Raw genomic sequence first — 23,542 nt, forward strand, 5'->3', positions numbered from 1 at the left:
CCGGTTCCGGCCATATACGGAACGGAGTCCTTCGTCCGATGACCCGACTCGCGCATGTTGCCATGGGTATGCTCTTTCTTTTCGGCGTGCCTCTCTTCTCGATGCTCGACCGCCTGATGATCCTTCCGCCGTCGCTGCGGGATCGTCCATGGCCGTTCGAGATCCTCCTCGTCTTTGGCTCTGCAGGCATCTTCATGGCGGTTCGCTACTTCAATGGCAAAGGGCGATGGGTGATGGCCGGCGCCATCGCTTGTCTTCTGAACGTTGTCATTTTGAGTGTCCTCTCACGGTCGAGCAGGCTTCCACCGGTTCCACCGGAGCTTTCCCTCGGGACACGCGTGCCGGAGGTCACCTTGCAAAATCAAAGTGGTGTCCCCATCGAATTGGGCAAGACCAACGGGCCCCTCCTCGTCGTCGTCTTTCGCGGGGTGTGGTGCCCTTATTGCCGAAAAGAGCTTTCCCGACTGGCGCAACAAATCCCTCGTTTCGCATCGAGCGAGGTTCGCGTGTACGGCATCAGCGCCGACGAGCCCGATGCCCTTCTTCGCCATCAGCGCTCGTCCGAGCTGCCTTTCTCCTTGTTGTCGGACCCCGAGCAAAGGGTCACGAGCTTGTGTGGCGTATCGATGCATTGCCTGCTGTTGTTCGATCGAAACGGCGCCCTTCGGTGGGGGGGCTTCAGCGAGAGCTGGCGCCGCCCGCCCCAGTACGAAGACGTTTTGCAAGCCGCTTATCGCCTTCAGTAGATGCGCGAGAAAGGAAGTTGCCTATGAACCTACGTACATTTGCACGCATATCGATATGGGCAAGCATGCTCGGAGTGAGCTTCGTTGGATGTTCGGGCTCGAATGCCGAACCCGACGAATCCAATGAACCCGGTACGCGAACCCAAGCCGCCCTCACGGAGGAGACCCCGTTCACCAATCCATTGCGGATCCCGCCGGTGATGGCACGCTCGAGCACCGCGGGCGCGGCCGCCGCGACGCTGGCGGCTTACAACCTCACGATCAAGACGGGCACTGCGCAAATGAGGACGGGGAATCCGACCCCCATCGTGGGCTTCGATGGCATCTTTCCGGGTCCCACCCTCGTCGTGGAAAGGGGCGAAACGACGACGGTCACGCAAACCAACGCGTGGACCGAAAATGTCACGATCCACAACCATGGCCACAAAGTCGCCGCCGAGAGCGATGGCCACCCCGTCGATTACATCACCCCGGGCTCGTCGAAGGTCTACACCTATCCCAACGACCAACCTGCGGGCACGTTTTGGTACCACGACCACACCATGGATCTGACCGGCGCGCACGTCTACAACGGACTTGCCGGATTCTACATTATCCACGATGCCGCCGAGGATGCGCTCAACCTACCCTCTGGCAACTACGACATCCCCTTGCTGCTTCAAGACAAGCAATTCAACGCGGACAATACGCTCACCTACACCAGCCAAGTCGGCGGTTTTCTCGGCAACACGCCCGTGGTCAACGGCGTGGCCAATGCCGTCCACAACGTGGCCAACCGCAAATACCGTCTTCGCTTGTTGAATGGTTCGGATGTTCGCCTGTGGAATCTACAGCTCCGCGCCGGAACGACGCCCCAGACGTTCCAGGTCATCTCGTCCGATGGCGGGCTGCTGCAGGCACCGGTGAGCACCACGAGCCTGTCGATTGCCCCGGGCGAGCGTTACGACATCGTCGTCGATTTCGCGCCGCACGCCGTGGGCACCTCGCTGTCCTTGTTCAATACGGATGCCACGGCCCCGGCCATCTCGACACTGATGCAGTTCACGGTGGATCGCACCGAAACGGACACGAGCGCGGTACCGAGTGCCCTGGCGTCGATTAGGCGTTACACCGAGGCCGAGTCGACCGGGTCGGCCAATATTACGCTGGCGTTCGCGAATGGGAATTGGCAGCTCAATGGCCTAACCTACGATCCGGCGCGCATCGACATCACATCCCCGAGCAACGCCGTCCGCATCTGGACATTGACCAACAACTCGGGCGCCATGCATCCTTTCCACAAGCACCTGGTGGAATTCAATGTCCTCGATATCAATGGCCAACCACCGCCCGCCCATGAAAACGGCCTCAAGGACACCATCCAGGTCCCCGGCCGGGGCACCGTGCGAATCATCTTCAAGAACGAAGGGTTCACCGGAACCTACGTCTTTCACTGCCACCGGCTCGGGCACGAAGACCACCGCATGATGCTCCAGGAGAGCGTCACGCCGTAGTCGCCCTTGCAGCCACTCGCGACGTCGCGACCACGGATTGGCTTATTTTCCGCCATGTCGATGGCGCCTTGTTCGTAGACCTTGCATTTCGAGACACTTGGATCGAAGGGATGGCGGTCGAACGCCATGACCCTTCGATTCTTTGTCGCCTTCCTCGTGTGCCTCTCTCTTTCCGCCGTCGGATGCATGCCCGAGGCACCGGCCGAATCCCCTGCCGATGCTCCCGAGGCCGAGTCCGCGCCGGCGCCCCCCGTCCGCTCGTTGGATCGGTGGAACCTCGGGCAGGGAAATGTCCAGGGTCACCCCACGATTTTGCGCGTTCGAACGGGCCTCGCCCGGGTCGCCGGCGACGAGAATTACCCCACGCGCGTCGAAATCGTGGCCGACTTCCTCGACCCGCGAGACGACGGCATGCCGCAGCCGGATGACGCCCGCGCACTCGGCCCCATCGAGGACGAGATCGTCAAGCAGTTCGACATCCGAAACGAGGGCCTGCTCGCCGCCGTGATCACCGGCAATGGCGCGCGAACGTACATCCTCATGTCCAAACGAAGCAACGTGGACGCCGCGTTCGCCGCCGTGAAAGTGCATGCCGGCGGTCACGAACTGCACCTTCGCGTCGAGGCCGATCCTGCGTGGAAGCGATTCCTCGAGCTCGATGCGGCGTTGCGGCAACGCTGACTGTCGCCCCCGTTTGCGCTCCTCGGTCTAACATGCGGGGCTGCGCGAATGACCTCGAAGAAGATCGACGACCTCGACATCGACCTGCTGCTTGCGCTGAATGCGCTGCTCGATAGCCAGAACGTGACGCAGGCTGCGCGCAAGCTCGGCATTACGCAGCCGGCGCTTTCGGCAAGGCTGGGAAGGCTGAGGGCACTGTTCGATGATCGGCTGTTCGTCGCGGGTGCGGCGGGGCGCGGGGTCGTCCCGACGCCGCGGGCCCTCGAATTGAAGCCGTTGGTCGCGGACCTGGTGGAGCGCTTGCGCGCGTTGATGGCCACCGCGCCGACGTTCGATCCGGCGCAAAGCAAGCGCACCTTCGTCATCGCGGCGCGGGAGAATCCTGCCACCATGATGGCGCCGGCGCTGGTGCCGCTGGTGCGTTCCCAAGCGCCGCGGGTGCGGCTCGCCTTCGTGCAGCCGCATGTCGACCGCATCTTTTCCGATCTGGAATCGGGCAAGGCGGACGTCTTCATCGGCGCCACCCACGGCACCGGAAGGGACGCGCTGATCAGCCGCACACTGTTCGAGGACGACTTCCTCACCGCGCAGCGCCGTGGTCATCCGCGGGGCACCGGCCCGCTGTCGCTCAAGGAATTTTGCAAGCTGGAGCATCTCCTCGTGGCGATCGACGGCAGCTTTTCGGGCCTGGTCGACGACGCGCTGGCCCGCAAAGGGTACACGCGCAACGTCGTCGTCTCCGTGCAGAACTACGCCCTCGCGCCCATCATCGTGGCCAACAGCGACATCGTGTGCACCCTTCCACGGCGGCTCATCGAGCCGCTCTCCAACGTGCTCCACACGGTGCCCCCGCCCATCGACGTCCAACGCGTCGAGCTCGCCGCCTATTGGCACGAGCGCAGCCAGCTCGATCCAGGACACAAGTGGCTGCGCGACCAAATCTTCGCCATCGCCCGCGCGAACAAGTGATTCGCTATTTCGCTTGCCGATTGGTGTACTCGATGGGCACCCAAGCAAAGCTGCCGCCCGGCTCCGCACGAACGTGCCCAATACCCGGGAATGGCAAATGCGGCGCGGCCACGAGCATTCGCTGTTGCGAGAAAATCTGGAACTGCTGCGTCCGAACCGCGGCCGCTGCCTTCGTATCGAGATCGTAGACGACGGTGACGTTCGGATTCGGGAATTGAACGGCGCCAAAGTGAACGATGTCCCCGATGAAGGTGATTTTCTCCCCACGGCTTTCGGCGACATAAAACGCCGTTCCCGGCGTATGCCCCGGATGAAGGCTCGCCGTGATTCCGGGAAGCACCTCCGTCGTGCTGGAAAAGGCGCGCACCTTGCCTGCGTCGGCATAGGGTTTCACCGTTTTGATGGCCTCGTTGAAGTAATGAATGTCGTATCCCGTCTTGGCCGAATTGGCCGGATCCAGGAAGAAGTCCACGTCGGGCTTACCCAAATGGAGGATGGCATTCGGAAACGAGATTTTGCCGTCCACCACCAGGCCGCCGCTATGATCGCTATGAATGTGGGTAATCAAAATATCCGTAATCTGCTGCGGACGAACGCCAGCCGCCGTCAACGCGGAGAGCAACTTGCCCCCATTGCCGGGTCCGAACAATTCGCCCGCCCCCGTATCCACGAGCACGAGCCGCGGCCCCGCCTGAATGAGAACGACATTGATCGAAGCCTCGACGGGGTTCGTGAGGTACCCGCGGTACAGCGCCCCATCGAGCTCGGCCTGCGACGTGTTCGACGCGATCTTGTGGACATCCTGCGCGACCGTGCCATCGGACAATGCGGTCATGTGAAAATCGCCCACATCGAACCGATAGACCCCGGGCACCACCTGCACGTTGACCTTCCCAGTCGACGACCCCGCCTCGGCATCCGAATCCACCGTCGCACACGCCGTCGCCATCGCCAGGAGCAGCGCCGTCCTCGCGAAATTCACCGCCATTTTCCTCGTGTTCATGGCGCGGATGTGAGGGCGCCCTCGCTGACCGAACAGTTCAGCAGCGTTGATGGCACCCATCCACCGGGTGGATTGACGTGTGCGCACGTGCAATTCGCTCGGATGTCACGATGCATCGCGCAGTGCGTCGCCATAGAACCGTCACCAAGTGGCCAATCGGACGGCTTTCCAAATGTGCGAGCCTAAATGACACCGGTGGACAGCTTGGCCGTCGGCGTGTAGAAAACGCTAGGGCTACTTCGCAGTGCAGTTCTCCCAAGCTTGGAGGGGACGATGAGTCTGAGCAGACGCGCTCTGTTGACCAGTGCAGCCGGTGCCGCCGTCGCGGCAGGGACACTCGCAAAAACGACGTCGGCGACAGCGGCCGCGCTAGGAAGCGGCGACGCGCGCACATTGAAGGCGGCCGCGGACTACGCCATTGCCAAATTGCGTGCGGTCGCGCCGAATGTCACCGGCTTTCCATTGATCACCAAGTTCGAGAAGTGGACCTATACGCAGAACGGCGATTGGGTCGGCGGCTTTTGGCCCGGCACCTTGTGGCTCGCTTGGCTGTACAGTGGCGATGCGCAGTTCAAAACCCTCGCGCAGGATTGGGCGGACAAACTCGCACCGCGGCGCACGGACACCGGAACGCACGACCTGGGCTTCCTCTTCTATCCGTCTTGGGTCACCGCCTGGAGACTCACCGGTGAGGACAAATGGCGCACCGGGGCCATTCAGGCCGCCTCGTCGTTGATCCAGCGATACAATTCCAAAGGCCACTTCATTCGCGCCTGGGGCAACCTCTCCGATCCGAACAATGCGGGGCGCGTCATCATCGACACGATGATGAACCTCGATCTGCTGGCCTTCGCCACCGAACAGACCGGCGATCCCATTTACCTCGACATTGCCACGGAGCACGCGAAGACGGCCCAGCGGGCGTTCCTGCGGCCGGACGGCTCGACGCCGCACGTCTTCGACTTCAATCCCAGCACGGGCGCCCCCATCGGGCCGAACACCGTGCAGGGGTACAGCCCGACCTCGTGCTGGTCGCGCGGCCAGGCCTGGGGCATCTACGGCTTCACCACGATGTACCGCCGCACCGGCAATGCGCAATTCCTGGCCACCGCCACCCGGCTGGCCGATTTCGCGCTCGGCGCGCTCACGCCGGACAACGTCCCGGTGTGGGACTATCTGGCACCGCAAGCGCCCAACGACATCAAGGACGCATCGGCCGGTGTGGTCATGGCGTGTGGCCTGCTCGATCTGGCGAATGCCTCGCAGCGGTCGTCGTACCGACACGCCGCCGTTCGCATCCTCACGGCGATCTCGCAGACCTGCTTGACCACCAAGTCCACGCGGGCCGATGCCATCGTCGCGCGCTGCACGCGCAATCGCCCGTCGGAGGACGGCGTCGAGGTGTCCGTGCCCTACGGGGATTACTACCTGCTCGAGGGCATTTTGCGCATCCTCAAGCCGACGGAGCTCGCGCAGGCCATCGGCCTTTAGCCCTCGCCTTCGATCCTCCCACCCGGATCGTTTCAACGCCGGGTTGACATGGCGCCGCACACGCAAGCGGAAGGAAAACCGTGATTCGTCATGGCCCTCCGCTTGCAATTCGGCGGTCATGCTCCATATCCGTTACGGTTTACCCCTTGCTGTGATCCTCGGGCTCTCGGCCTGCGCTGGGAGCCCCGACGCTGCGGACGACGACCCCGCCCCCAATGCCCTGGAAGGCGCGGAACTCACCGCCGACGAGATGGCGGCGTACGTGCCGCCGACGGGCGCGGTCTTCAATCGGCCGACCGCGGCGGGCGCGGGCGCGGAAAATGCGATTCAGAATCATCTCATTGCGCTGATCGACCATGTGCCGGCCGGCGCGGAGATCCGCGTGGTCATGTACACCTGGCGCGAGGCGCCGGTCGCGGATGCCCTCATTCGGGCGCATGCGCGTGGCGCGCGGGTGAAGGTGTTGATGAACAACGCCACCGACGGCGACTCCACGGCGATGTTCGACAAATTGCGGGCCGCCCTGGGGAACTACGGCGCCAGCGCCCCCTCATGGGGCGCCCAATGCAAGCGAGGCTGGGGATGCCTTGGCACGGGCATCAATCACAACAAGTTCTTTCTCTTCTCGCAGGTCGGGGAGACGAAGAACGTCGTCGTGCAAAGCTCCGCGAACCTGACCCACGACAATCGGGTCAAATTCTGGAACAACGCCTACACCACGGCCGATCAAGGCCTTTATGGACTCTATTCGAAATACTTCACCCGGCTGACCGCAGGCATCACCCGTACGAGCACGCCCCCCAACGACGCCTACACCGCGGAGAACGCAGGGGCCTACAAGCTTTATACATTCCCCAGGGCCGGCTCGACGTCGTCCAGCGACACCATCGTGAACGTGCTCGAGAATGTCACGTGCAGCACCGATCCCTCGTCGCGCACGCGCATTCGCGTGGCCGTGCTCCAGCTTTATCGCCCGGCGGTGGCGTCCAAACTCGTGGCCCTGAAGAATCAGGGATGCCAGGTTTACTTGGCCTACGAGTCGTTCGACGCGGGTGTGGACGACATCGTTCGGAACAAGCTCACGGGCATTCGCCATTGCGCGGGCGATAAAACCGTACACTCGAAGTACCTGCTCATCGAAGCTGGCGCCGGCAGTTACGCCGGAGAGAAGGGCGCGAAGCTCGTTTTCACGGGCAGCCACAATTACAGTCCGAATTCGCTGCGCAACAACGACGAGACCATCCTGCGCGTCGACAATGCCAACGTGTACCAGCAATACGAGGACAACTTCGACGAAGGCGTCTTCGCGTCCTGCCCCGCCTGGCCGTAATTCAGCCAATCACGTCAGGAACATCAGCCAAAGATCCCAGCCACCGCCATTGGCGCGACATTCGTAACCATCTGCGCCACCTGGGTTGGCCGGCCAAAGCAACGATTCACCCTTGGCCCGGCATTCGCTCTCCGTCGCGTAGTGCCCCTCCATGTACCAGTAATTCATGGGCTGGAGGCTGCGGCTCTCGGCAGCTGGATGGGCAGGCTCCGCCCATGCCGGCATGCCAACCGTGAAGCCAGTTGCGGCCAAAACAACGATTCCCAAAACACGCGCGCGCACGTCCATTGGAGCACCTCACCTTGGAAAATTATAGTTAGGAAACTTTCTTAACTATATGACACGGCGCGGTTGAATAGGAAGAAATCCAGGTTGAGCCTTTGGCAAAAAAAGGGCCGGACCATCGGGGGAGGCGCCCGACGATCCGGCCCAGCGAGAAACGGAATTGGCAACTACATTACGGCACGAGCGAATACTCCGGGGCGCGCAGCTTCGTCCCGCAGCCGCCGCCGCACGAGCCACCACCGCTGGAGCACTTGGTGTTGATCGTGAGGTCCGCCTGGATGACGGCTTGGAGGCAGGCGCGGATTTCCGCTTTGATATCGACGGAGATGCCCTGATCGAGTTTCGCCTGGATGGCCGCGATGGCGCGAATTGCCGCCTCGACGTCGGCATGAACGTCGACGCCAACATTGAGGCACAATTGCAGTCTCGCCTGCAGGTCCACGCCAATGTGAGCGACCACGTCGAGCACGAGATCGAGCAATGCGCCCACCAGGCCGAGTTTGGCCTTGAGGTTCGCTTCGAGATCGACTGCGAATTTCGCCTGAAGGTCGGCAATCGCCTCGATGCTGACCGCGGCTTTGATGTCCAGCTGGAGCTTGGCCCCCGCATCGATGACGGCCTGGATGACCTTGGGATCGCAGCCCTTCGATTGGAGGTCGATGACCAGCTGATCGATCGCGGCCTTGATTTGAGCGTTCGCTGCGATCTTGACCTCGGCGTCGACCTTCGCCTTCAGTTCGGCGTTGACCTTGGCCAGGATCTCCACGCCGACGACCGACTTGAGTGCCGAACCGAGAGCGACGTTGAACACCAGGCCAGCCTGCGCCTTCGCATCGGCGATGATTTTGGCCTTCGCCGCCACGTCGAGTGAAACATCGACATCCAAGGCCGCCTTGATGCACGCGTCGAGGTTCGCACGCGCGGTCACGTTGACCTTTGCCGCTAGCTCGAGGGCCGCCGTCGCGTCGAGCGAAACATTGGCATCGAGGAAGGCATTGAGTTCGGCGGCCGCCTTGATCTGGGCCTTGATGAGCGCATTGAGATCCAGCGAAGCTTTGGCGTTGGCAATCGCCTCCAGCTGCGCCGTCTGCGCCAGCAACGAGGCCTGCGCCACGGCGTGGATGACGGCATTCACGTCCGCGCCGGCATTGAGGGACGCCACGACCTGCGCGACGAGGTTGACATCGACACACGCATGCAACTCGGCCGCGAGCTGCACGGCGAGTTTCACATCGACTTTAGCGTTGATGAGGAGGTCGATGAGGGCCTTCGCCTCGATGGAGCTCTCGGTCGTAATGGGCGCAGCGTGGATACGGGCATTCGCCGCGATGCTCAGGCTCGCGTCGATCTCGAGGATCGACGAACCGATGACATTCGCATTCACGTCGAGCGACTCGACAATGAGAACATTGCCGCATGCCGCCAAATCGAGGTTGGCCGGAAGCGAAAGGGCGAACGAGCCGTTTGCATCGACCTTCGCCGTGGCGACCACCGTCAATTTGCCGGCGATCACCGCGGAGAGCCGCACGTTGACGGCCGCCGAAACCGCGGCGCTGCCCCCGAGGCCCACGTTGATGCTGCCGCCGCCCTGACCGGTCACATGGCCGACCACCAAAGCCGAAGTGCTATTTCCAGTGCCATTATTATTTCCGTTATCGACGCTCGAATCATCACTCGATGCGCACCCCATCGCGAGGGTGAAACCGAGGATCAACGCCCCAAACCCAAGCTTCGCCGACATCTTCCTCATGGAGATCTCCTTCTATAGTAGCCGGCCGGCGTGCGCCTCCGATGCCTGGTAAAAGCATCGACCAACACGTCCATCTCGCGCGCGCCACTGCTTCCTCGCGGATCGTGTCCGGCCTGCAGTCATGTAGATGGCCGAGCGACGACAGCATCACGAAAAAAAGAAAACTGAACGCATATCTCTTTTCGAAACGTGAATGCGCCTTTTGTAGGTTTGCGTGTGCCCCAAACGTTCGAATCGATGTTTTCCCTATTCACGTAGCGCGCGTTAATTACTAATCAGTGCCGCTGCGCAACTCCCGCGCTCACCGTCAACGGGTCGACGGTCCTGTCGGGAGGCTGACACGCTGAGGTTGTCTGTCCGTCAGGCTGTGCACGCCATCACCGGGCTCTGTCACGATTATTTCGCGTGGAAGACTGGCCGATGCCGCAGTGCGTCACTAAAGGTACCCGCGACGCTTCGACGAAGGAGAAAGCTGTCATGGTTTCACTGAAAAAAGCATCGATCGCGATGGTACTCGGACTCGGGCTGATGGGATGCGGCAGCGCCGCAACGGCTCCGTCGGCAGCCCCAGCGGCAGATCCGTCGGTCCTGATGGGACCGGAAGCGAGCGCGCGAAGGAACTGCCGCGAGGATCACTCGTCGGCCGGGGCGGCCATCTTTACACCCAACGATCCCGAGTCGACGCCGGCTGCGGTCTCGTCCCAGCAGGCGTTGGCGTATTGCAATCCCAAGCGCAGCGTGCGCTAGTTCGTAATCGTCAATTCCGTATTGTCCGGGCGTGCGATTCGAGCCAAGCGACGGCGGCGTCGCGTTCCCGTTCGTAATGGGGCATCGCGCCGTAGGCGTCGCGCACTTGCTCGGCCAGCGTGACGGCCCGCCGCCGATCGACGCCCGCGTCCCAGAGCGCGCGTGCGAGGAGCATGCGCGTCTCTGCGAGTTCGCTCGCGTCGGGCTTCGCCGCAACCCGCAGGGTGTGGCTGCGCTCCAGCGGATCCAGGGCCTTGCGCGGCTGGCCCAGGCCCAGGTGCGCCGCACCGAGTAGGGTCAGAACGTCGGGCGTATGGTGCGCGGGATTGCCCAAGCGCTCGCACAAAGCGCGTGCCCGCTGCTCCACCTCGAGCGCCTCCGCGTAGCGCCCCATGCGGAGGTAAACCGTCGCCACGGAATTCAACGCATTGATCATGTCGCGATCCTGGGGAGCGATCCGTTCGGCCATGGCCAGCGTGTTCTGCGCTTCCGCCAGCGCCTCGGGGTACCTTCCCAGGTCGCCCAGCAGATCGGCCAAAATACCGCCGGTGCGCCAGATCTGGCGGTGCTCGGCTCCGTAGGCATCGCGGTAAATGTCGCGGGCACGCCGGACGTGGCGCTCCGCATCGTCGAGCAGGCGAAGGGAGCGCTCGGACAGCGCCATGTTCGACAAAGCCATGCCGAGGAAGGGGGCATGCGGCCCGAGGCGCCGCTCGTAGATATCGACGGCGCGGCGCTGGTACTCGAGCGCCTTGGGCATTTGCCCCATTTCCATGAGGGCATTGGCGGCGTTGGCCAAGCCAAGGGCCACCATGTATCCGTCGGGCGTTTCCGCCTCGCGCAAGGCCAGGGCGCGCTCGTATTTCTCGAGGCTCTCCTCGTAGCGCCCTGCCCGCTCGTCGATGGTTCCCAAATTGTTCTCGAGTGTGGCTCGAAGCCCGGTCTCTTTCGGGAGGCGCGCGAGAATGGCACCCGCGAGCTTTCCAGCGCGCTCGGCTTCGGCCGCGCGTCCTTCCTGGTGGGAAATGGCGTAGACGAGCTGCGCCTGCGCGCGCGCCTTTTCCAATTCGTCGAATGCCCTCTCGGCGGCCACCGTGGCCTCGAAAAATTCGGCCTCGGCCAGTGCCCACTCGCCCCTGAAGGAGTGTGCACGCGCCAAGATGTAGTGGAGCTTTGCTTCGAGCGACCCATCGCCCGCCGCCCGTGTCGGTTCGATCAGGGGTCGCGCGGTCTTTTCGGCAGCGGGGATATCTTCGGCGCGGGCCAAGGCCTCCGCCTGCTCGACCTGCGTGTTCAAGCGTTCCAACTCGGCACGGCGCGCGGGATCGGAAGGCGCGGGAACGCGCGCACGGTGTGCGTCGACGTCCGCGCAGCCGTCGATGCGCGACAGCGCCGAGACTGCCTGCACGGAGCGCTCGATGCTCTTTGCATTTCCGCTCGCGAAGACGTCGGTCAGTGCCCGCACTTCGCGCGCGCGGGCGTCGAGGCATGCGATGCGCAGATCCATCAGCGCCTCCGATTGGTCGCCGTGAACGCGTGTGGCCTCGCAGATTTCGGTGTGCATGGCCACCCAACGCGCCTTGTAGGCATCGAGCGCTCGCTCGGTCTCGTTCCATGCGTCGCCCGCGTAGCTTCGCCCCACCGCCATGAAGGCCGCGCGGATCGGCTGCTTTCGCGCTTCGTCCCAGATGCCGGCGAGTTTGCGGTCGGCCCCCGCACACGGCGCCGGAATGGCTTGATGCGCGCGCGCGTAGGCCACGACGCCGAAAGCGATTCCGGCCGCCGCCGCGAGCACGCTGGCACTTCGCAACCATAGGGCGCGGCGGTCGCGCGATAGCTCGGCGACGAGGGCATCCATCGACTCGAACCGCTTCGCGGGATCGACGGAAAGGCCGCGCTCGAGCGCGTTGCGGATGCGCGCAGGCACGCCCGTGCCCGCGAGCTCGCCTGCACCGCGAACGGGAAGCTCTCCGTGGAGCGCCTCGTGGAGCGCCACGCAAAAGCTGTATTGGTCGCCGCGCGCATCGACGGCGCCTCGCCGGAGTTGCTCGGGCGAGACGTACGCCGGTGTGCCGCCCCACGAGCCCTCGATCGAAGAAGTCTCTTCCTCCGGGCGCGTGATGGCGCGGGCGAGTCCGAAGTCGGTCACGCGTACGCGCCCGTCGTCGCCGAACAAGACGTTGTTCGGTTTGAAGTCGCGATGGACGATGCCCGCGGCGTGCACGGCGCCGAGCCCGCGCGCGGCATCGATGTAGCGTGCAAGGATGGTTCGCCACGGAGGCTTTTCGCGGCGCAGCCACTCGGCCATGGTGCCGCCGCGCACGTGCTCCATGGCAATGAAGATGTGCCCTTCGTGTTCCCCGACGTCGTACACCGCGACGACATTGGGATGCGACACGCGCGCGAGCGACTGCGCCTCCCGCAAGAGGCGCTCCGCGTCCTTGTCGCGCTCCGTCTCCGCGCGAAGCACTTTGATGGCCACACGCCGCTCGAGCTTGGGATCATACGCGCCATACACGACGCCCATGCCACCTTCCCCGAGCCACTCGAGGACGGCATAGCGGTCGATGCGCTGCCCGACGGTTAGCCGCTTGCGGGGCGGACGCAGTGCGACCGTTGCCGCCGCGTCGGTGGTCTTCGCGGCGACGCGCGCCAGCTCACCGAAGCGGGTGCGGCACGTGTCGCATGCGTGGATGTGCTTTTGCACCGAAACGCGTTCTTCCGGGGAAAGCTCCCCGTCGAACCACATCGTGACCGTGTTCGCGTCGATGCACTCTGCCGCCATTTCCTCCGGCGGGAGTGTCGCAGCTCAGACGCAGTCCGGCAATGGTGCTACTTGAACATCGCGTTTCCCGATGCCGGCTTGCCTTTGACGTACACGTCCGTGCTCAAACGCAGCTCGGTCCTCTTCTTCGCATTGGGCTCGCGAACGTTCTTGACCATGGTGGCGAAACTCAGGCTACCGGGCCCGGCCGGGAGATCTCGAAGGAGCTCCGCGGGGACGGTGCCCTTGCCGGCCTTTTGTGGCCAACCACAATTGACGTACGCCGAGTAGTCGTTGGTGCCAAGGTACAGGTTGATGCGGCTCTTTCCCTGCTCGGGCCTCTTCGACGGGGTCCACGTAACGTGGAAATCCGCATCGCGCGAGATTTCGACCCCCACCGCCGGATCGTATTCGGGCGAAACGAGATTCAGAGGTTCGGGCGCAAACGAGAATGCGACGAACCCACCACGCCGCTCTTCGTTGCCGCCCACGAAGGCCAAAATGGGATCGCCCGTCGAGTACAGCGGGGTCGTCGAGTCGTGCGTTGGATAATTGCCATTGGCATCGGGAACGAGCTGAATGGCCGGATCCGTCCCAAAAATATGCACGGTACCGATCCCCGTGTTCTTCTCGGTGGGCTTGCATTGCACACGCTGGCACACGCCGCCGTCGCCCACATCGATCCAAGCGCACTCGGGGAGCGATGCCAAATTCGACGTAAAGCCCCGGGCCCACGCGTAATTGGCAGTGCTGTTGGCGGCCGAATAGAGATATACGCCGCTCCAGAGCGCCTCGCTTCCCTGGGTTTCACTCTCGAGGGTGTCTTGGAGCGAGGCGGCGTGGAGGCTGTGGAACAACAAGGCAGAGCCGCCCGCGGTCGACGATTCTAGCTCTTGCGAACCGCCCGCGACTTCGGGGCTCCGGTCAGCGCCATCCGCGCTGCAGCCCGCAAGGATACTACACACCAACACACAGCTCGCTCCCACGATCGCAGCTGCCGGACTTCGCATGGACATGTGTATCTCCTGGTGAAAGCAGTGAAGGGTTCGGCGCACCGTGTTTTGCGCTGCGTGCGCCTCGCGCGACGGATGGGCGGACCGCACCGTGCACGTATATGTTCATCTACCGAGGAGTGGCTTCTTTGCCTCCATCTCGTCTTCCGCAACGCGGTCGCCAAGAACGTATGTTCGCTCGTAGGACGAGCGCACCGCGTTGTCAAGCCGCGGAGGCGCGCTCGTCGATGGTCGCGTGAATCGGACCGTGCCGATTCGTCATCACCTTCGAAGCCAGATAACGGAGTCGGCACGATGACCGATATGGGAAATGCGGGAACCTTCGGGCGCCATGGCCGCGCGCGTAAGCACGAACGAACATGCGCCGATCCCGCCCATCACGGTTGGTCGATTTCTTTCTCCAGTTTCTCGAGCTCCGATTTGTAATTCTGTTTGGTAATTTCGGCGCGGGCCTTTTTGGTGGCTTCGGAGTGCGCCGGGAGAGGATCGTTTTCGGCGGTGGCCGGCGGTTCGCTGGGCGCTGCCGATGCGACGGCGGACGCCGGGGCGCTTGCGACCGTTGCGACGCCTGCCTCGGCGGCGGCTTCGGTCTTCTCCTTCGGGGTGCATCCCGCGATGCTTGCGGCGATGGCGAGTGCGATGGCTGCCGCTCCGAACGAGTTCATTTCGTACCTCCCACCTTGGCGCTGAGTTTCTCGAGTTTCGCTTCGGAGCGCTTTTCCTCACGCTCGATCGCGGCGTCGACCCGCTTGATGACCGCATCGTCGTGGGCCTCTTGGGCGAGCTCTCGAATGCGCATGAGCATTCCCAGACGCAACCAATGTTGCCGGATGAGGTCACGCTCGTCGTCGGTCAGATGTTTTCCGCCTTTGTGGACCAGCGCCTCAATGGCCTTTTGACGGCGCTCCCAGAGCCCTCTTCGGAACGTGAGCTGCGCCGGGGTGCGTCGGTGATCGCCGGGCTTTCCGCCGTCGGCAATGTCATCGTCCTCATCGTCATCGGCATTTTTCGCCGATGTGGGCTCTCCCTTGTTCGGAGGACCTTTGTCCTCTTTCTCGTGTTTGCCTGGACCAACATGTCCAGGCGGCGGCGCGCCTTTGCCTTTTTCCGGCTGCGCGAATGCCATCGATGTTGCGAGCATGACGCCAAGGATGGCGAGTCGAAATGAACGCATGAGACCTCCCCGAATGGGCGGCATCCTAACGTCATCTCGACCCGAGATCACCTGCTTCGACGTCGATGGCCGGTGCGCTCCAGCTCGAAAGCTGTCACTCCGTCACGGCGATGCACTCGATTTCGACGCGCGCGCCGAGGGCGAGGCCGCTGGCTCCGAAGGCGCTGCGGGCCGGTTTGTTCGTTGGGAAATACGTCACGTAAACGCTATTCATTCGAGCCCATTCCGCAATATCGGCCATCATCACGGTGCATTTGACGACGTTGTTCATCGATGCACCGCTCTTGGCGAGGACGTCCTTGATGTTCTCCATCACCTGCCGCGTTTCGCCTTCGATGCCGCCGGGCGCGAGTTGATCCGTTCCGGGCACGGTCCCGACCTGGCCGGCGAGGTAAAGGGTCTTTCCAACACGCACCGCCGGGGAAAACGGTCGCCCCGGCTTGCCTCCCGCCGTGAGAAACTCCACCCGCGACGGTTCGGTGGCCGTCGTCTGGGTGGGCGCGGCCGGCGGCGGGGTCTCGCGCGCGCAGCCCATGACGCACGATACGGCGGCGACGAACATCAGCGAACATCGATTCATGAAGAGGCCTCCGGCGCGCAACACTACCGTGCTACTGGCGAATGCTGCGCCTTTTGTCGTGGTCAAGCTCGGTGCGCACGGCTGAGAAGGGTGTACAGGATACCTGGATTTTCACGTCGCCGGCCGGCGGCGAAAAAAGTCGCTCGGCCCGTGTCGATCTCGCCCAGACCCAAACGACGCCTGTACGTTCCCCACCGGGCGTGGAAGCGCCCCCAACGAAAGGCACGACAGATGAGGGTCATGGTCATCATCAAGGCAACGAAGAACAGCGAAGCGGGCATCATGCCGAGTGAGGAGCTGCTCCGGGCCATGGGCGACTTCAACGAGGAGCTCGTCAAAGCGGGCGTCATGCTGGCCGGCGATGGTCTTCACCCGAGCAACAAAGGCAAACGGATCAAGTTCAGCGCGGGAAAGCGACTCGTCGTCGATGGTCCCTTCAGCGAGACCAAAGAGCTCATCGCCGGCTTTTGGGTCTGGCAGGTTCGCTCGATGGAGCAAGCCGTCGAATGGGCCCGTCGCTGTCCCGATCCGATGCCGGGCGAGGACGCAGAGCTCGAGCTCCGTCCGATCTTCGAGGCGGAGGACTTCGGCCAGGAGTTCACGCCGGAGCTCCGCGCTCAAGAGGAACGGCTGCGCGCAGAGGTCGAGCGACAGCAAAAGAAGGGCTAAGACACTTTGACAAGGGGCGGCCGCGGGGCCGTCCTTGCATTTGCCAAGGTTGCAGGAATAGAGCGGCTACGGCACGAATCCGCGGTAAAGCCGCTGCATGAAGCGTTGGCCCTGCTCTTGCTGTTCATCGAAATATGATGAGCAAGTCCAGAGGGGAGGTCCAACGAAGCCGAGGTTGCACGACGAGCGGCGCCCCGAAGGGTGCGGTCATCGTCGTGGGCGGGAGCGGAGGAATGTCCGCGCACTACCGTGCCATCGTCGAAGAACGCGGGCTCGAACTGCGCCATTTCGAAAAACGAGTTCCCAACGGAGCGCGCCGGGCACTTGGACAAGTTGCCGCGGTCATCGTCATGGTGAGCATGGTGTCGCATGCGCTTCGCGATCAGGCAAAGGCGCTCGTTCCCGACAATGCGCCCGTCGTATACTTGCGCTCTCCGTCGGTGTCCGCCCTGCGAAGTGCGGTGGCAACGCTCGGAGAGCGCTCTCCGGCGTGATATCCATCGAAGAGCAATCATGATTGCTCTTCTTCGTCATTTGCTCACCGCCGCAATCGACCCCATTGATTCCATGGACGCGCTCCGCGTCCGCGCGCGCGAAGCCGCTGCGACATTCCCCGTGCCGTTCGACCGGGCCGTGGTGACGGCGTTGGCGTGCGATCGGGTCGGCTTTGCCTTCGCGGCGGGGTATCAGGCTGCGCTGCATACGCTCGTACCTGCGTTGCCCTTCGATCTTGCGGTGTCGCTCTGCGCCACGGAAGAGGGAGGTGCGCATCCTCGTGCCATTGCGACGCGCCTCGAAGAGACGGAGGCGGGCTTGGTGCTCCGCGGGAAGAAGCGTTGGTCCACGTTCGCGCCCGCGGCCGATGCGCTGCTCGTGGTGACGTCGATCGGCGTGGACGATGGCGGGAAGAATCGGCTGCGCGTGGTGCGAGTGGATTCGAAGGCCGATGGCGTACGCATCGAGCCGATGCCCCCGCCTCCGTTTGCGCCGGAGATCCCACATGCCGAGGTGACGCTCGACGGGGTGCGCGTTCGCGAGGAGGACGTCCTCGAAGGTGACGGTTACGACGGCTATTTGAAGCCGTTTCGCACCATCGAGGATCTCCATGTCTTCGGGGCGCTGGTTGCGCACGTGGGTGGGATGGCACGCGCTCTGTCGTGGCCGCGGGCATTCGTCGAAGAGGTTGCGGCGGCGATTGTCGGGCTTCGTGCGATGGCGCTCAGCGATGCAATGTCCCCGGAGCTCCACATTGCGCTGGGCGGTGCCTTCACGCAGATCCGCGCGCTCCTGGACCGCGCGACCCCGCTCTTCGGGGCCGCGCCCGCCGAAATACGGGAACGATGGGAGCGCGATCGCGCGCTCCTCGGGATTGCGGGGAACGCGCGTGGCAAGCGGCTCGAGGCTGCCTGGGCCACACTCGCGCGCGAGCGGGATTAAAGGCCGAGCTGCGCACTCGCGACCCGTTGCAGCATCGACGCATCGCTCGGGGCAATGCCGAGTTCACGCGCGGCGCGCTCTCCCTCGCCGAGCGAGCGCGGGTCGCGCCCGGTGATGACACCGAACTGCAGAAGCGCATCGAGGTACGACCCGTACTTGCTCGCATGCGTGGAATCGACCCACCAAAGGTTGATCGGATCGCCCGGCTGCTCGACGGTGAATACGCCGTTCGCGTCGTAGAAAGCGCTGGTCCTCACGAGGTTTTGGTCGACGGCGAACTGGAACGCATCGCCAACCGAGATCACGCCGACGAACTTCGGATTCGAGGCTACGGCCGCCGCGAAGCTCGCGCGGAGGTCGGTGGTCATGCCTGCGAGGCTCGTGTAATAGAGTTTTGCATCGCCTCCATTGTCGGAGGTGTCGACGATGGGCGATCCGGTCGGTGAGTTTTTGTCGGGGGTGGTGATCTTGTGGGCGAAGACCATGTCGGGCCGCGCCCAGGTCTCGGTCAAATAGATTTTCGTTGCGGCGCTTGCGTTCGGGTTCGCGGGGATGGTGCGCTCGGTGGTGCACTGCTCCTCCGACAAGCGCGCCGCGGTACAGGCCTCCAGGCTGCCAAACAACTGCGCTTCGGTATACGTTTGCGCCGCGCCCTCGTGGATGAATCGCTCGAATTGATTCGCATACGCCTTGAAGGACGCCAAGTTCGCATTTTTTCCTTTGCCGGGCGGTAGCGCGCCATCGCTCAGTTCCTGAAGGACGACGATATCCCAGGTTTGCGATGCGACATTGCCACGCAGGTCCCAATCATTGTTCGCGGTATTCAGGAAATGGCCGCGCAGCGACGCCGCATTGCGCGTCGAGATCGAGACGTCATAATCGAGCCCCGCTTGCACCGTCATGGCTTTGAAGATGCCCGGGACACCGCCCCATGGATGCGGCTCCCAAGGATTCGTCCCGGTCGCGTTTTTCGCCGCGAAGTCGGCCGTCAGATCGTGCACATTGGCCGCGTTGTAGCTCATGGCAGGATCGAGCCGGGCGAAGGTGTAGCTGTTGCCGAGGAAAAGGATCTTCGTCGGCTTGGGCGGCGTGGACGCGTCGTTGGGAGGCGAGGCGTCGTTGGCGGGTGTCGACGGCGGCGGCGCCGAAGCGTCGTCGTCGGAGTCGCAGGCGAAGACGGCTACCGCGACGAATGTGATGGCCAAATGGGCAAGCAGGCGTGTGCGGGTCATCGAGAGGTCTCCTTCGCCAACTGAGAGTAGGCGCAGAGAGCACGGTCCAATCACGAATGCGACAATGAATGTATCTGGAGCCCATCTTCCGGAAGGATGACGAGCTCGAACGTCCGGCTGAATGGTCTGCGCATTGGCAGCGCAAATGTAGGCATGCGGCCAATACACCTGCTTCATGCATCGCTTTCACGTGGAGGCTGCGAAAATCCGATATCGCTTACCGACGGAGTCGAAAGACCAATTGGTCTTTCGCTGCGCGTCATCGAAGCGTGAAAAGCATTCGATGGAGTGGGTCGCTGCCGAGTTCTGCTTGATTAAATTAGTAAAACTTATTAACAAATAGAATACCAGACGCGCGCGGGCACGTTGGAGGTGCCGTCGCTGCGAAAAGAGGAGGGTTCCCCCATGTATTGGCGATCCAATCGTGCCGCCTGCATCCTATTGGTTCTCGCTGGCCTGTCCGCCCCCGCGTTCGGATGCAGCAGCGCCACGACAGAAGATGGGTTTCATCAGGAAAGCTCGATGACGCGTGCGGCTGCCGCGGGACCCACCGCTGCTCAGTTGTTGGAGAAGGTGCAGAACTGCAACCAAGTCTCCAACGGAACGTACAAGACCGACACGGAAACGGCGCCTGCGATTCCCGTCTGCGACAAGAATGGCGCGGTCTTCTGGACTGCGGACATGGACATCGATTGCGATGGGCAGACCACCGACCGATGCAACGCCAATACCGATCCGTGGTATCAAAGTGATACTTCGTTTTCTCAATCCGATGGCCGGCCCCTCATCGCGGACCAGCTTCCCTACGTTGTCATACCGAGCCCCAGCGCCATTTGGAACTATCAGAACTTCGAAATCCGAGGGGGAGCGGTGGTGGCGGTCATCTACAACAATCAGGTACTTTATGCCGTGTTCGGGGATACGGGTCCCCAAGATATCATCGGCGAGGCCTCTTACGCCGCCGCCGAGGGCTTGGGGATCAATCCCAATCCGGCGAGCGGTGGCACCGACAGCGGCGTTACATACATCGTATTCAAGAATTCCAGTGTGTCGCCCATCGAAAGCCATGAACGGGCGACCGAACTCGGCCAACAATTGGCGCAGCAATTCATCGACAACAATTGACGACATCGCGCGCGGCAAGGCAGCGATGTGTGCGTCTCGCTGCCTCCGCGCTATGGATTGGCTTCTTACGAGAGATCCGGAAAATCCGGACGGGACACCGGGTCCAATGCGAGATCCACTTGTTCCGCGAATCCGTTGGGGGCTGGCGAGACGAACATCCGGAATGCGGGGCACTCCGTGTCGGGGTTCTTTCCCTGTTCGCGTGCCGTCTGCTTGCATGCCGCGAGGCTTGCACTCTCCTCGGACGTATACGCGCGGGCTTTGAAGAGATGATATCCGGAGGTCATTGCGCCGCGAAAGTATTTGCCCATGAGCGATTCGGCCGCCACGTCGCGTTGCGTGTAGACGAGCAAGAACTCTCGGCTGCCGCCCACGATGGCTGCGGCCATTTCCGCTGCGTTTTGCGGGGTCCGGTCCGGGCGAACGGCAGCAATGTATGCATAGGCGATCCCTTGCGGGTCGACGACTTCGGCCGGGGGCGCCGCGGCAATGGTCAACGAGTACCGCCGCGGTTCCGCGACCTCGATATTCGAGCGAACGGCACTGCGGGTCGCCAGGATTTGCCCTCCGCCTTTGCTCCACACCAACGTGGCGATGGGTTGCCCGCTATCGGCGGGGGCTTGGCCGGTGGCGACGCCTTGGATGGTGACATCGGTGGAGGGGTCCGCCTTGGGATCCGAATCCGACGAGCACCCGATCGTGGTGAGCGCCGCGGGAACCGAGAGCAGCGCGGCCAACCGTCGATATGTACGAAATACGTCGTTCATCTTTCCTCGTGACGCGACAAAGCAAGATTGCAAGACAAAGGTTTGGCGTCGCGTCGCCTTACCTCACGTGGACTCTTGCAGCAAGGCAGATGCCAGGAATATCTCCTTCGGATGAGCCCATGGGTGTGCAGCAACGTGCACACTCCGTCGTTTCCAATGGGGGTATTGTGCAGCCGTTTGCACCATTTCTCATTGGACAGGTGGACCCAAGGCACACCGCCCGGGCGAATCTGCCGCTTCGGGCTTAGCGGTGGCCCACGGAAGCCCGCCGCCGTTTCTTCGAACCGCTTTCCCCTTGCTACTTCTACGGGTCCGCCGTGAGGACTGTCCACGATGTCCTGGCGCCGAACGTGTCAACGATGTTCTGGCATCGGCGCCCTTCGCGTCCAAGTTTCGGGCTTGGGGCTCGCGCTCGGAAGCGCAAAGCAGCTCAGCCGGATGGGCGGCACAAACGGGTGCGTGATCGCGCTTCCGCGCAATCGCACACGTTCGTCGTCTGGCTTTTTCTCTGCCAGATAAAGATGAGGGTAGCAAAAGTTCCGGTGGAGCGATCAGTTGTCTGCGCAGCTTCACCCAACTAGGAATTCGGCCACCGGTCCGCGCCCGCTGCGCTTCCCGTAGATTGGATGAACCGGCGGCAGTAAAACCTGACGCGTCGCCGCCGCCGGACGTCACGCCCACTGCAACGCCGAGATCGATGGAAGGTCTCAGCCGCAGCGGGCGCGCCGTCCGGCTTTCCTCGCGAAGAAAAACGATCGACCTCCCGCCGATCGCCGAAGCTATCGGCACCCCCGCGTGGTCAGAGCCACAAAGAGAAGTGGGGGCCCAAGGGAGGTCGATCATGCGTAGCGTAGGCCTGGATTTAGGAGCGCGCCACATCGCTTATTGCGAGGTGTGCGATGGGAAAGTCGTGGAGCGGACGAGCGTGCAACAGATCGAACAGCTCAAGGGTCGATTGGGGCCCGGGACGCTTCCGGCCATTGTCGCCTTCGAGGCAGCGCGAGAGGCTTGGTTCGTCCATGATCTCCTCCGAACCTGGGGACACGAGCCGAAGATCGTCGACACCACGCGACTCAAGACGATCGGGATAGGACACCACAAACGCAAGAACGATGCGCTCGATGCCGAGCACCTCGCCATCGCGGTCGAACAGGGGCGCATTCCCGAAGCCCACGTCCTATCGGTGGAAGGTCGAGAGCTTCGCGAGCAGTTGAGTGTCCGACAAGCGCTGGTTGAGACCCGCGCGGGTTACGTGACCACGATCCGCGGCCTCGCGCGTGCACATGGGAAACGTGTTGCTACGTGCGATATCAGCAACTTCGTGACGCACTTGGAAGCAACCGAGATGAATCCTGGCTTGCAGAAGCTTGTTGCGCCGTTAGCCGCCATGCTGAAAGTACTCGACGAGCAGCTCGTGAGAGTGGAAGAGAAGTTGCAGAACTTGGCAGGGCGAGATCCTCGGATACGTCTTTGCGCCACAGCCCCCGGTATAGGGCTCATCGTCGGGGCCACGTTCATGTCCGTCATGGACGATGCCCACCGTTTCAAGAATGCCCATGCGGTGAGCGCCTATCTCGGACTCGTTCCGTCCGAATCGACCACGGGAGGACCGAGCAAGCGTCGTCTCGGAGGCATCACCAAACAAGGAAACCCTCACGCGCGAGCCATGCTCGTGCAAGCAGCCCACAGCCTACTGCGCACGCGCAAGCATGCCGGGGACCCCATTCGTCTTTGGGGAATGAACATCGCCAAGAAAAAAGGAAGATCGATCGCGGCTGTCGCCGTGGCCCGACGTCTTGCTGGTGTGCTCTGGGCGATGTGTCGTGATGGGGCTTTCTACGACCCGAATACGGCCACAAAGGGGACTTTCCAGAAAAAGAGCATGCGTGGAAGCGATGAAACTCAGCGCACCGTTGCGCTCCGGCGCGCGACCAAGAAACTTCAGCGGCGATACACTCGCCGTAAGACTTCGGAGGTCACCATGACGTGACCCACCCGATGCGCCGCAGAGCGCGCGACGTTTTGAGAACCCATTGGAGGACGATGAACGCGGGGAGAGCGGTGTGAGCACGACCGAGGTAACGCCAAGGTCGAGAGCTCGCCCCGTAAATTGCGTCTCGCTCCGCCCTACGAATCCCATACTGCGTCCCGGGGCTACCCGCGACCATCGCTGCCCGGTGAACGCGAAGAGTCAATTGACGGCAAACTCGAAACGCACGTCTGGCGGCCCATCTTTTTCAAAACGCAGCGGGCTCGTCTCGAGCCACAGGAGAGCTCCATGCTTCG

The 23,542-nt window shown here is 62.8% G+C and carries 22 protein-coding genes; 12 read left to right on the forward strand and 10 right to left on the reverse strand.

Annotated elements, in window-relative coordinates:
• Positions 1-38: 38 nt before the first annotated feature.
• From LZC95_33985 to LZC95_34000, 4 genes are all read left to right on the forward strand, one after another.
• Complete coding sequence (locus LZC95_33985) at positions 39-746, forward strand: peroxiredoxin family protein (protein WXA91455.1); 708 nt, start codon at positions 39-41, stop codon at positions 744-746.
• A gap of 23 nt (positions 747-769) precedes the next feature.
• Positions 770-2,239 (forward strand): multicopper oxidase domain-containing protein, encoded by a 1,470-nt coding sequence (locus tag LZC95_33990; protein ID WXA91456.1) that lies wholly within the window; start codon positions 770-772, stop codon positions 2,237-2,239.
• 126 nt (positions 2,240-2,365) lie between these two features.
• The gene (locus LZC95_33995) at positions 2,366-2,920 is read left to right on the forward strand and encodes a DUF695 domain-containing protein (protein ID WXA91457.1); all 555 of its coding nucleotides are present in this window, start codon (positions 2,366-2,368) and stop codon (positions 2,918-2,920) included.
• Positions 2,921-2,968: 48 nt separating this feature from the next.
• Entirely contained in the window at positions 2,969-3,889 is a 921-nt protein-coding gene (locus LZC95_34000) for a LysR family transcriptional regulator (GenBank protein ID WXA91458.1), read from the forward strand.
• 4 nt (positions 3,890-3,893) lie between these two features.
• Here LZC95_34000 and LZC95_34005 read toward each other — a convergent pair whose 3' ends face one another.
• The gene (locus tag LZC95_34005) at positions 3,894-4,892 is read right to left on the reverse strand and encodes an MBL fold metallo-hydrolase (GenBank protein WXA91459.1); all 999 of its coding nucleotides are present in this window, start codon (positions 4,890-4,892) and stop codon (positions 3,894-3,896) included.
• A 273-nt stretch (positions 4,893-5,165) separates the two neighbouring features.
• On the opposite strand from LZC95_34005, the gene LZC95_34010 reads away from it, so the two are divergent.
• Both LZC95_34010 and LZC95_34015 read left to right on the forward strand, forming a co-directional pair.
• Positions 5,166-6,383 carry a glycoside hydrolase family 88 protein gene (locus LZC95_34010; protein ID WXA91460.1) on the forward strand — a complete coding sequence of 406 codons (1,218 nt, stop codon included), beginning with the start codon at positions 5,166-5,168 and terminating at the stop codon, positions 6,381-6,383.
• A gap of 118 nt (positions 6,384-6,501) precedes the next feature.
• Complete coding sequence (locus LZC95_34015) at positions 6,502-7,713, forward strand: phospholipase D-like domain-containing protein (GenBank protein ID WXA91461.1); 1,212 nt, start codon at positions 6,502-6,504, stop codon at positions 7,711-7,713.
• A gap of 9 nt (positions 7,714-7,722) precedes the next feature.
• Here LZC95_34015 and LZC95_34020 read toward each other — a convergent pair whose 3' ends face one another.
• Positions 7,723-8,001 (reverse strand): hypothetical protein, encoded by a 279-nt coding sequence (locus LZC95_34020; GenBank protein WXA91462.1) that lies wholly within the window; start codon positions 7,999-8,001, stop codon positions 7,723-7,725.
• A 169-nt stretch (positions 8,002-8,170) separates the two neighbouring features.
• On the reverse strand, positions 8,171-9,748 hold the full coding sequence (locus tag LZC95_34025; GenBank protein ID WXA91463.1) for a hypothetical protein: 1,578 nt from the start codon (positions 9,746-9,748) through the stop codon (positions 8,171-8,173).
• A 477-nt stretch (positions 9,749-10,225) separates the two neighbouring features.
• On the opposite strand from LZC95_34025, the gene LZC95_34030 reads away from it, so the two are divergent.
• Complete coding sequence (locus LZC95_34030) at positions 10,226-10,495, forward strand: hypothetical protein (GenBank protein WXA91464.1); 270 nt, start codon at positions 10,226-10,228, stop codon at positions 10,493-10,495.
• 10 nt (positions 10,496-10,505) lie between these two features.
• Here the strand turns inward: LZC95_34030 and LZC95_34035 are convergent, their stop codons facing one another.
• From LZC95_34035 to LZC95_34055, 5 genes are all read right to left on the reverse strand, one after another.
• A complete protein-coding gene (locus tag LZC95_34035) occupies positions 10,506-13,280 on the reverse strand; it encodes a tetratricopeptide repeat protein (protein WXA91465.1) in 2,775 nt (924 codons plus the stop codon).
• A 47-nt stretch (positions 13,281-13,327) separates the two neighbouring features.
• A complete protein-coding gene (locus LZC95_34040; protein ID WXA91466.1) occupies positions 13,328-14,119 on the reverse strand; it encodes a hypothetical protein in 792 nt (263 codons plus the stop codon).
• A 530-nt stretch (positions 14,120-14,649) separates the two neighbouring features.
• On the reverse strand, positions 14,650-14,937 hold the full coding sequence (locus LZC95_34045; GenBank protein WXA91467.1) for a hypothetical protein: 288 nt from the start codon (positions 14,935-14,937) through the stop codon (positions 14,650-14,652).
• Positions 14,934-15,446: a hypothetical protein gene (locus LZC95_34050; protein WXA91468.1), complete on the reverse strand. Its 513-nt coding sequence runs from the start codon at positions 15,444-15,446 to the stop codon at positions 14,934-14,936. Before LZC95_34050 ends, LZC95_34045 begins: the two co-directional genes overlap by 4 nt.
• A gap of 94 nt (positions 15,447-15,540) precedes the next feature.
• A complete protein-coding gene (locus tag LZC95_34055) occupies positions 15,541-16,026 on the reverse strand; it encodes a Rid family detoxifying hydrolase (protein ID WXA91469.1) in 486 nt (161 codons plus the stop codon).
• A gap of 231 nt (positions 16,027-16,257) precedes the next feature.
• Here LZC95_34055 and LZC95_34060 point away from each other — a divergent pair, with 231 nt between their 5' ends.
• The 3 genes from LZC95_34060 (at position 16,258) to LZC95_34070 (ending at position 18,132) form a co-directional block, all read left to right on the forward strand.
• A complete protein-coding gene (locus tag LZC95_34060) occupies positions 16,258-16,695 on the forward strand; it encodes a YciI family protein (GenBank protein ID WXA91470.1) in 438 nt (145 codons plus the stop codon).
• A gap of 134 nt (positions 16,696-16,829) precedes the next feature.
• Complete coding sequence (locus tag LZC95_34065) at positions 16,830-17,189, forward strand: DUF2325 domain-containing protein (GenBank protein WXA91471.1); 360 nt, start codon at positions 16,830-16,832, stop codon at positions 17,187-17,189.
• A 19-nt stretch (positions 17,190-17,208) separates the two neighbouring features.
• Complete coding sequence (locus LZC95_34070; GenBank protein ID WXA91472.1) at positions 17,209-18,132, forward strand: acyl-CoA dehydrogenase family protein; 924 nt, start codon at positions 17,209-17,211, stop codon at positions 18,130-18,132.
• Here the strand turns inward: LZC95_34070 and LZC95_34075 are convergent.
• Positions 18,129-19,364, reverse strand: a complete 1,236-nt coding sequence (locus LZC95_34075) for a hypothetical protein (protein WXA91473.1) — start codon at positions 19,362-19,364, stop codon at positions 18,129-18,131. The genes LZC95_34070 and LZC95_34075 overlap by 4 nt on opposite strands.
• A 405-nt stretch (positions 19,365-19,769) precedes the next feature.
• Between LZC95_34075 and LZC95_34080 the strand changes: the two genes are divergently transcribed.
• Entirely contained in the window at positions 19,770-20,489 is a 720-nt protein-coding gene (locus tag LZC95_34080) for a glycoside hydrolase family 75 protein (GenBank protein ID WXA91474.1), read from the forward strand.
• A 65-nt stretch (positions 20,490-20,554) separates the two neighbouring features.
• On the opposite strand, the gene LZC95_34085 is transcribed toward LZC95_34080, so the two are convergent.
• Positions 20,555-21,256, reverse strand: a complete 702-nt coding sequence (locus LZC95_34085; protein ID WXA91475.1) for a hypothetical protein — start codon at positions 21,254-21,256, stop codon at positions 20,555-20,557.
• A gap of 841 nt (positions 21,257-22,097) precedes the next feature.
• Here LZC95_34085 and LZC95_34090 point away from each other — a divergent pair.
• On the forward strand, positions 22,098-23,246 hold the full coding sequence (locus LZC95_34090; GenBank protein ID WXA91476.1) for an IS110 family transposase: 1,149 nt from the start codon (positions 22,098-22,100) through the stop codon (positions 23,244-23,246).
• The last annotated feature ends 296 nt before the right edge of the window (positions 23,247-23,542 follow it).

This window comes from Sorangiineae bacterium MSr12523 (assembly GCA_037157775.1).
Taxonomy (GTDB): Bacteria; Myxococcota_A; Polyangia; order Polyangiales; family Polyangiaceae; genus Pendulispora; species Pendulispora brunnea.

Excerpts from the sequence above, each read along its gene's own strand:
- LZC95_33985 (WXA91455.1), top strand. The coding sequence starts at position 39 with ATGACCCGACTCGCGCATGTTGCCATGGGTATGCTCTTTCTTTTCGGC.
- LZC95_33990 (WXA91456.1), top strand. The coding sequence starts at position 770 with ATGAACCTACGTACATTTGCACGCATATCGATATGGGCAAGCATGCTC.
- LZC95_33995 (WXA91457.1), top strand. The coding sequence starts at position 2,366 with ATGACCCTTCGATTCTTTGTCGCCTTCCTCGTGTGCCTCTCTCTTTCC.
- LZC95_34000 (WXA91458.1), top strand. The coding sequence starts at position 2,969 with ATGACCTCGAAGAAGATCGACGACCTCGACATCGACCTGCTGCTTGCG.
- LZC95_34005 (WXA91459.1), bottom strand. The coding sequence starts at position 4,892 with ATGAACACGAGGAAAATGGCGGTGAATTTCGCGAGGACGGCGCTGCTC.
- LZC95_34010 (WXA91460.1), top strand. The coding sequence starts at position 5,166 with ATGAGTCTGAGCAGACGCGCTCTGTTGACCAGTGCAGCCGGTGCCGCC.
- LZC95_34015 (WXA91461.1), top strand. The coding sequence starts at position 6,502 with ATGCTCCATATCCGTTACGGTTTACCCCTTGCTGTGATCCTCGGGCTC.
- LZC95_34020 (WXA91462.1), bottom strand. The coding sequence starts at position 8,001 with ATGGACGTGCGCGCGCGTGTTTTGGGAATCGTTGTTTTGGCCGCAACT.
- LZC95_34025 (WXA91463.1), bottom strand. The coding sequence starts at position 9,748 with ATGAGGAAGATGTCGGCGAAGCTTGGGTTTGGGGCGTTGATCCTCGGT.
- LZC95_34030 (WXA91464.1), top strand. The coding sequence starts at position 10,226 with ATGGTTTCACTGAAAAAAGCATCGATCGCGATGGTACTCGGACTCGGG.
- LZC95_34035 (WXA91465.1), bottom strand. The coding sequence starts at position 13,280 with ATGGCGGCAGAGTGCATCGACGCGAACACGGTCACGATGTGGTTCGAC.
- LZC95_34045 (WXA91467.1), bottom strand. The coding sequence starts at position 14,937 with ATGAACTCGTTCGGAGCGGCAGCCATCGCACTCGCCATCGCCGCAAGC.
- LZC95_34050 (WXA91468.1), bottom strand. The coding sequence starts at position 15,446 with ATGCGTTCATTTCGACTCGCCATCCTTGGCGTCATGCTCGCAACATCG.
- LZC95_34055 (WXA91469.1), bottom strand. The coding sequence starts at position 16,026 with ATGAATCGATGTTCGCTGATGTTCGTCGCCGCCGTATCGTGCGTCATG.
- LZC95_34060 (WXA91470.1), top strand. The coding sequence starts at position 16,258 with ATGAGGGTCATGGTCATCATCAAGGCAACGAAGAACAGCGAAGCGGGC.
- LZC95_34065 (WXA91471.1), top strand. The coding sequence starts at position 16,830 with ATGATGAGCAAGTCCAGAGGGGAGGTCCAACGAAGCCGAGGTTGCACG.
- LZC95_34070 (WXA91472.1), top strand. The coding sequence starts at position 17,209 with ATGATTGCTCTTCTTCGTCATTTGCTCACCGCCGCAATCGACCCCATT.
- LZC95_34075 (WXA91473.1), bottom strand. The coding sequence starts at position 19,364 with ATGACCCGCACACGCCTGCTTGCCCATTTGGCCATCACATTCGTCGCG.
- LZC95_34080 (WXA91474.1), top strand. The coding sequence starts at position 19,770 with ATGTATTGGCGATCCAATCGTGCCGCCTGCATCCTATTGGTTCTCGCT.
- LZC95_34085 (WXA91475.1), bottom strand. The coding sequence starts at position 21,256 with ATGAACGACGTATTTCGTACATATCGACGGTTGGCCGCGCTGCTCTCG.
- LZC95_34090 (WXA91476.1), top strand. The coding sequence starts at position 22,098 with ATGCGTAGCGTAGGCCTGGATTTAGGAGCGCGCCACATCGCTTATTGC.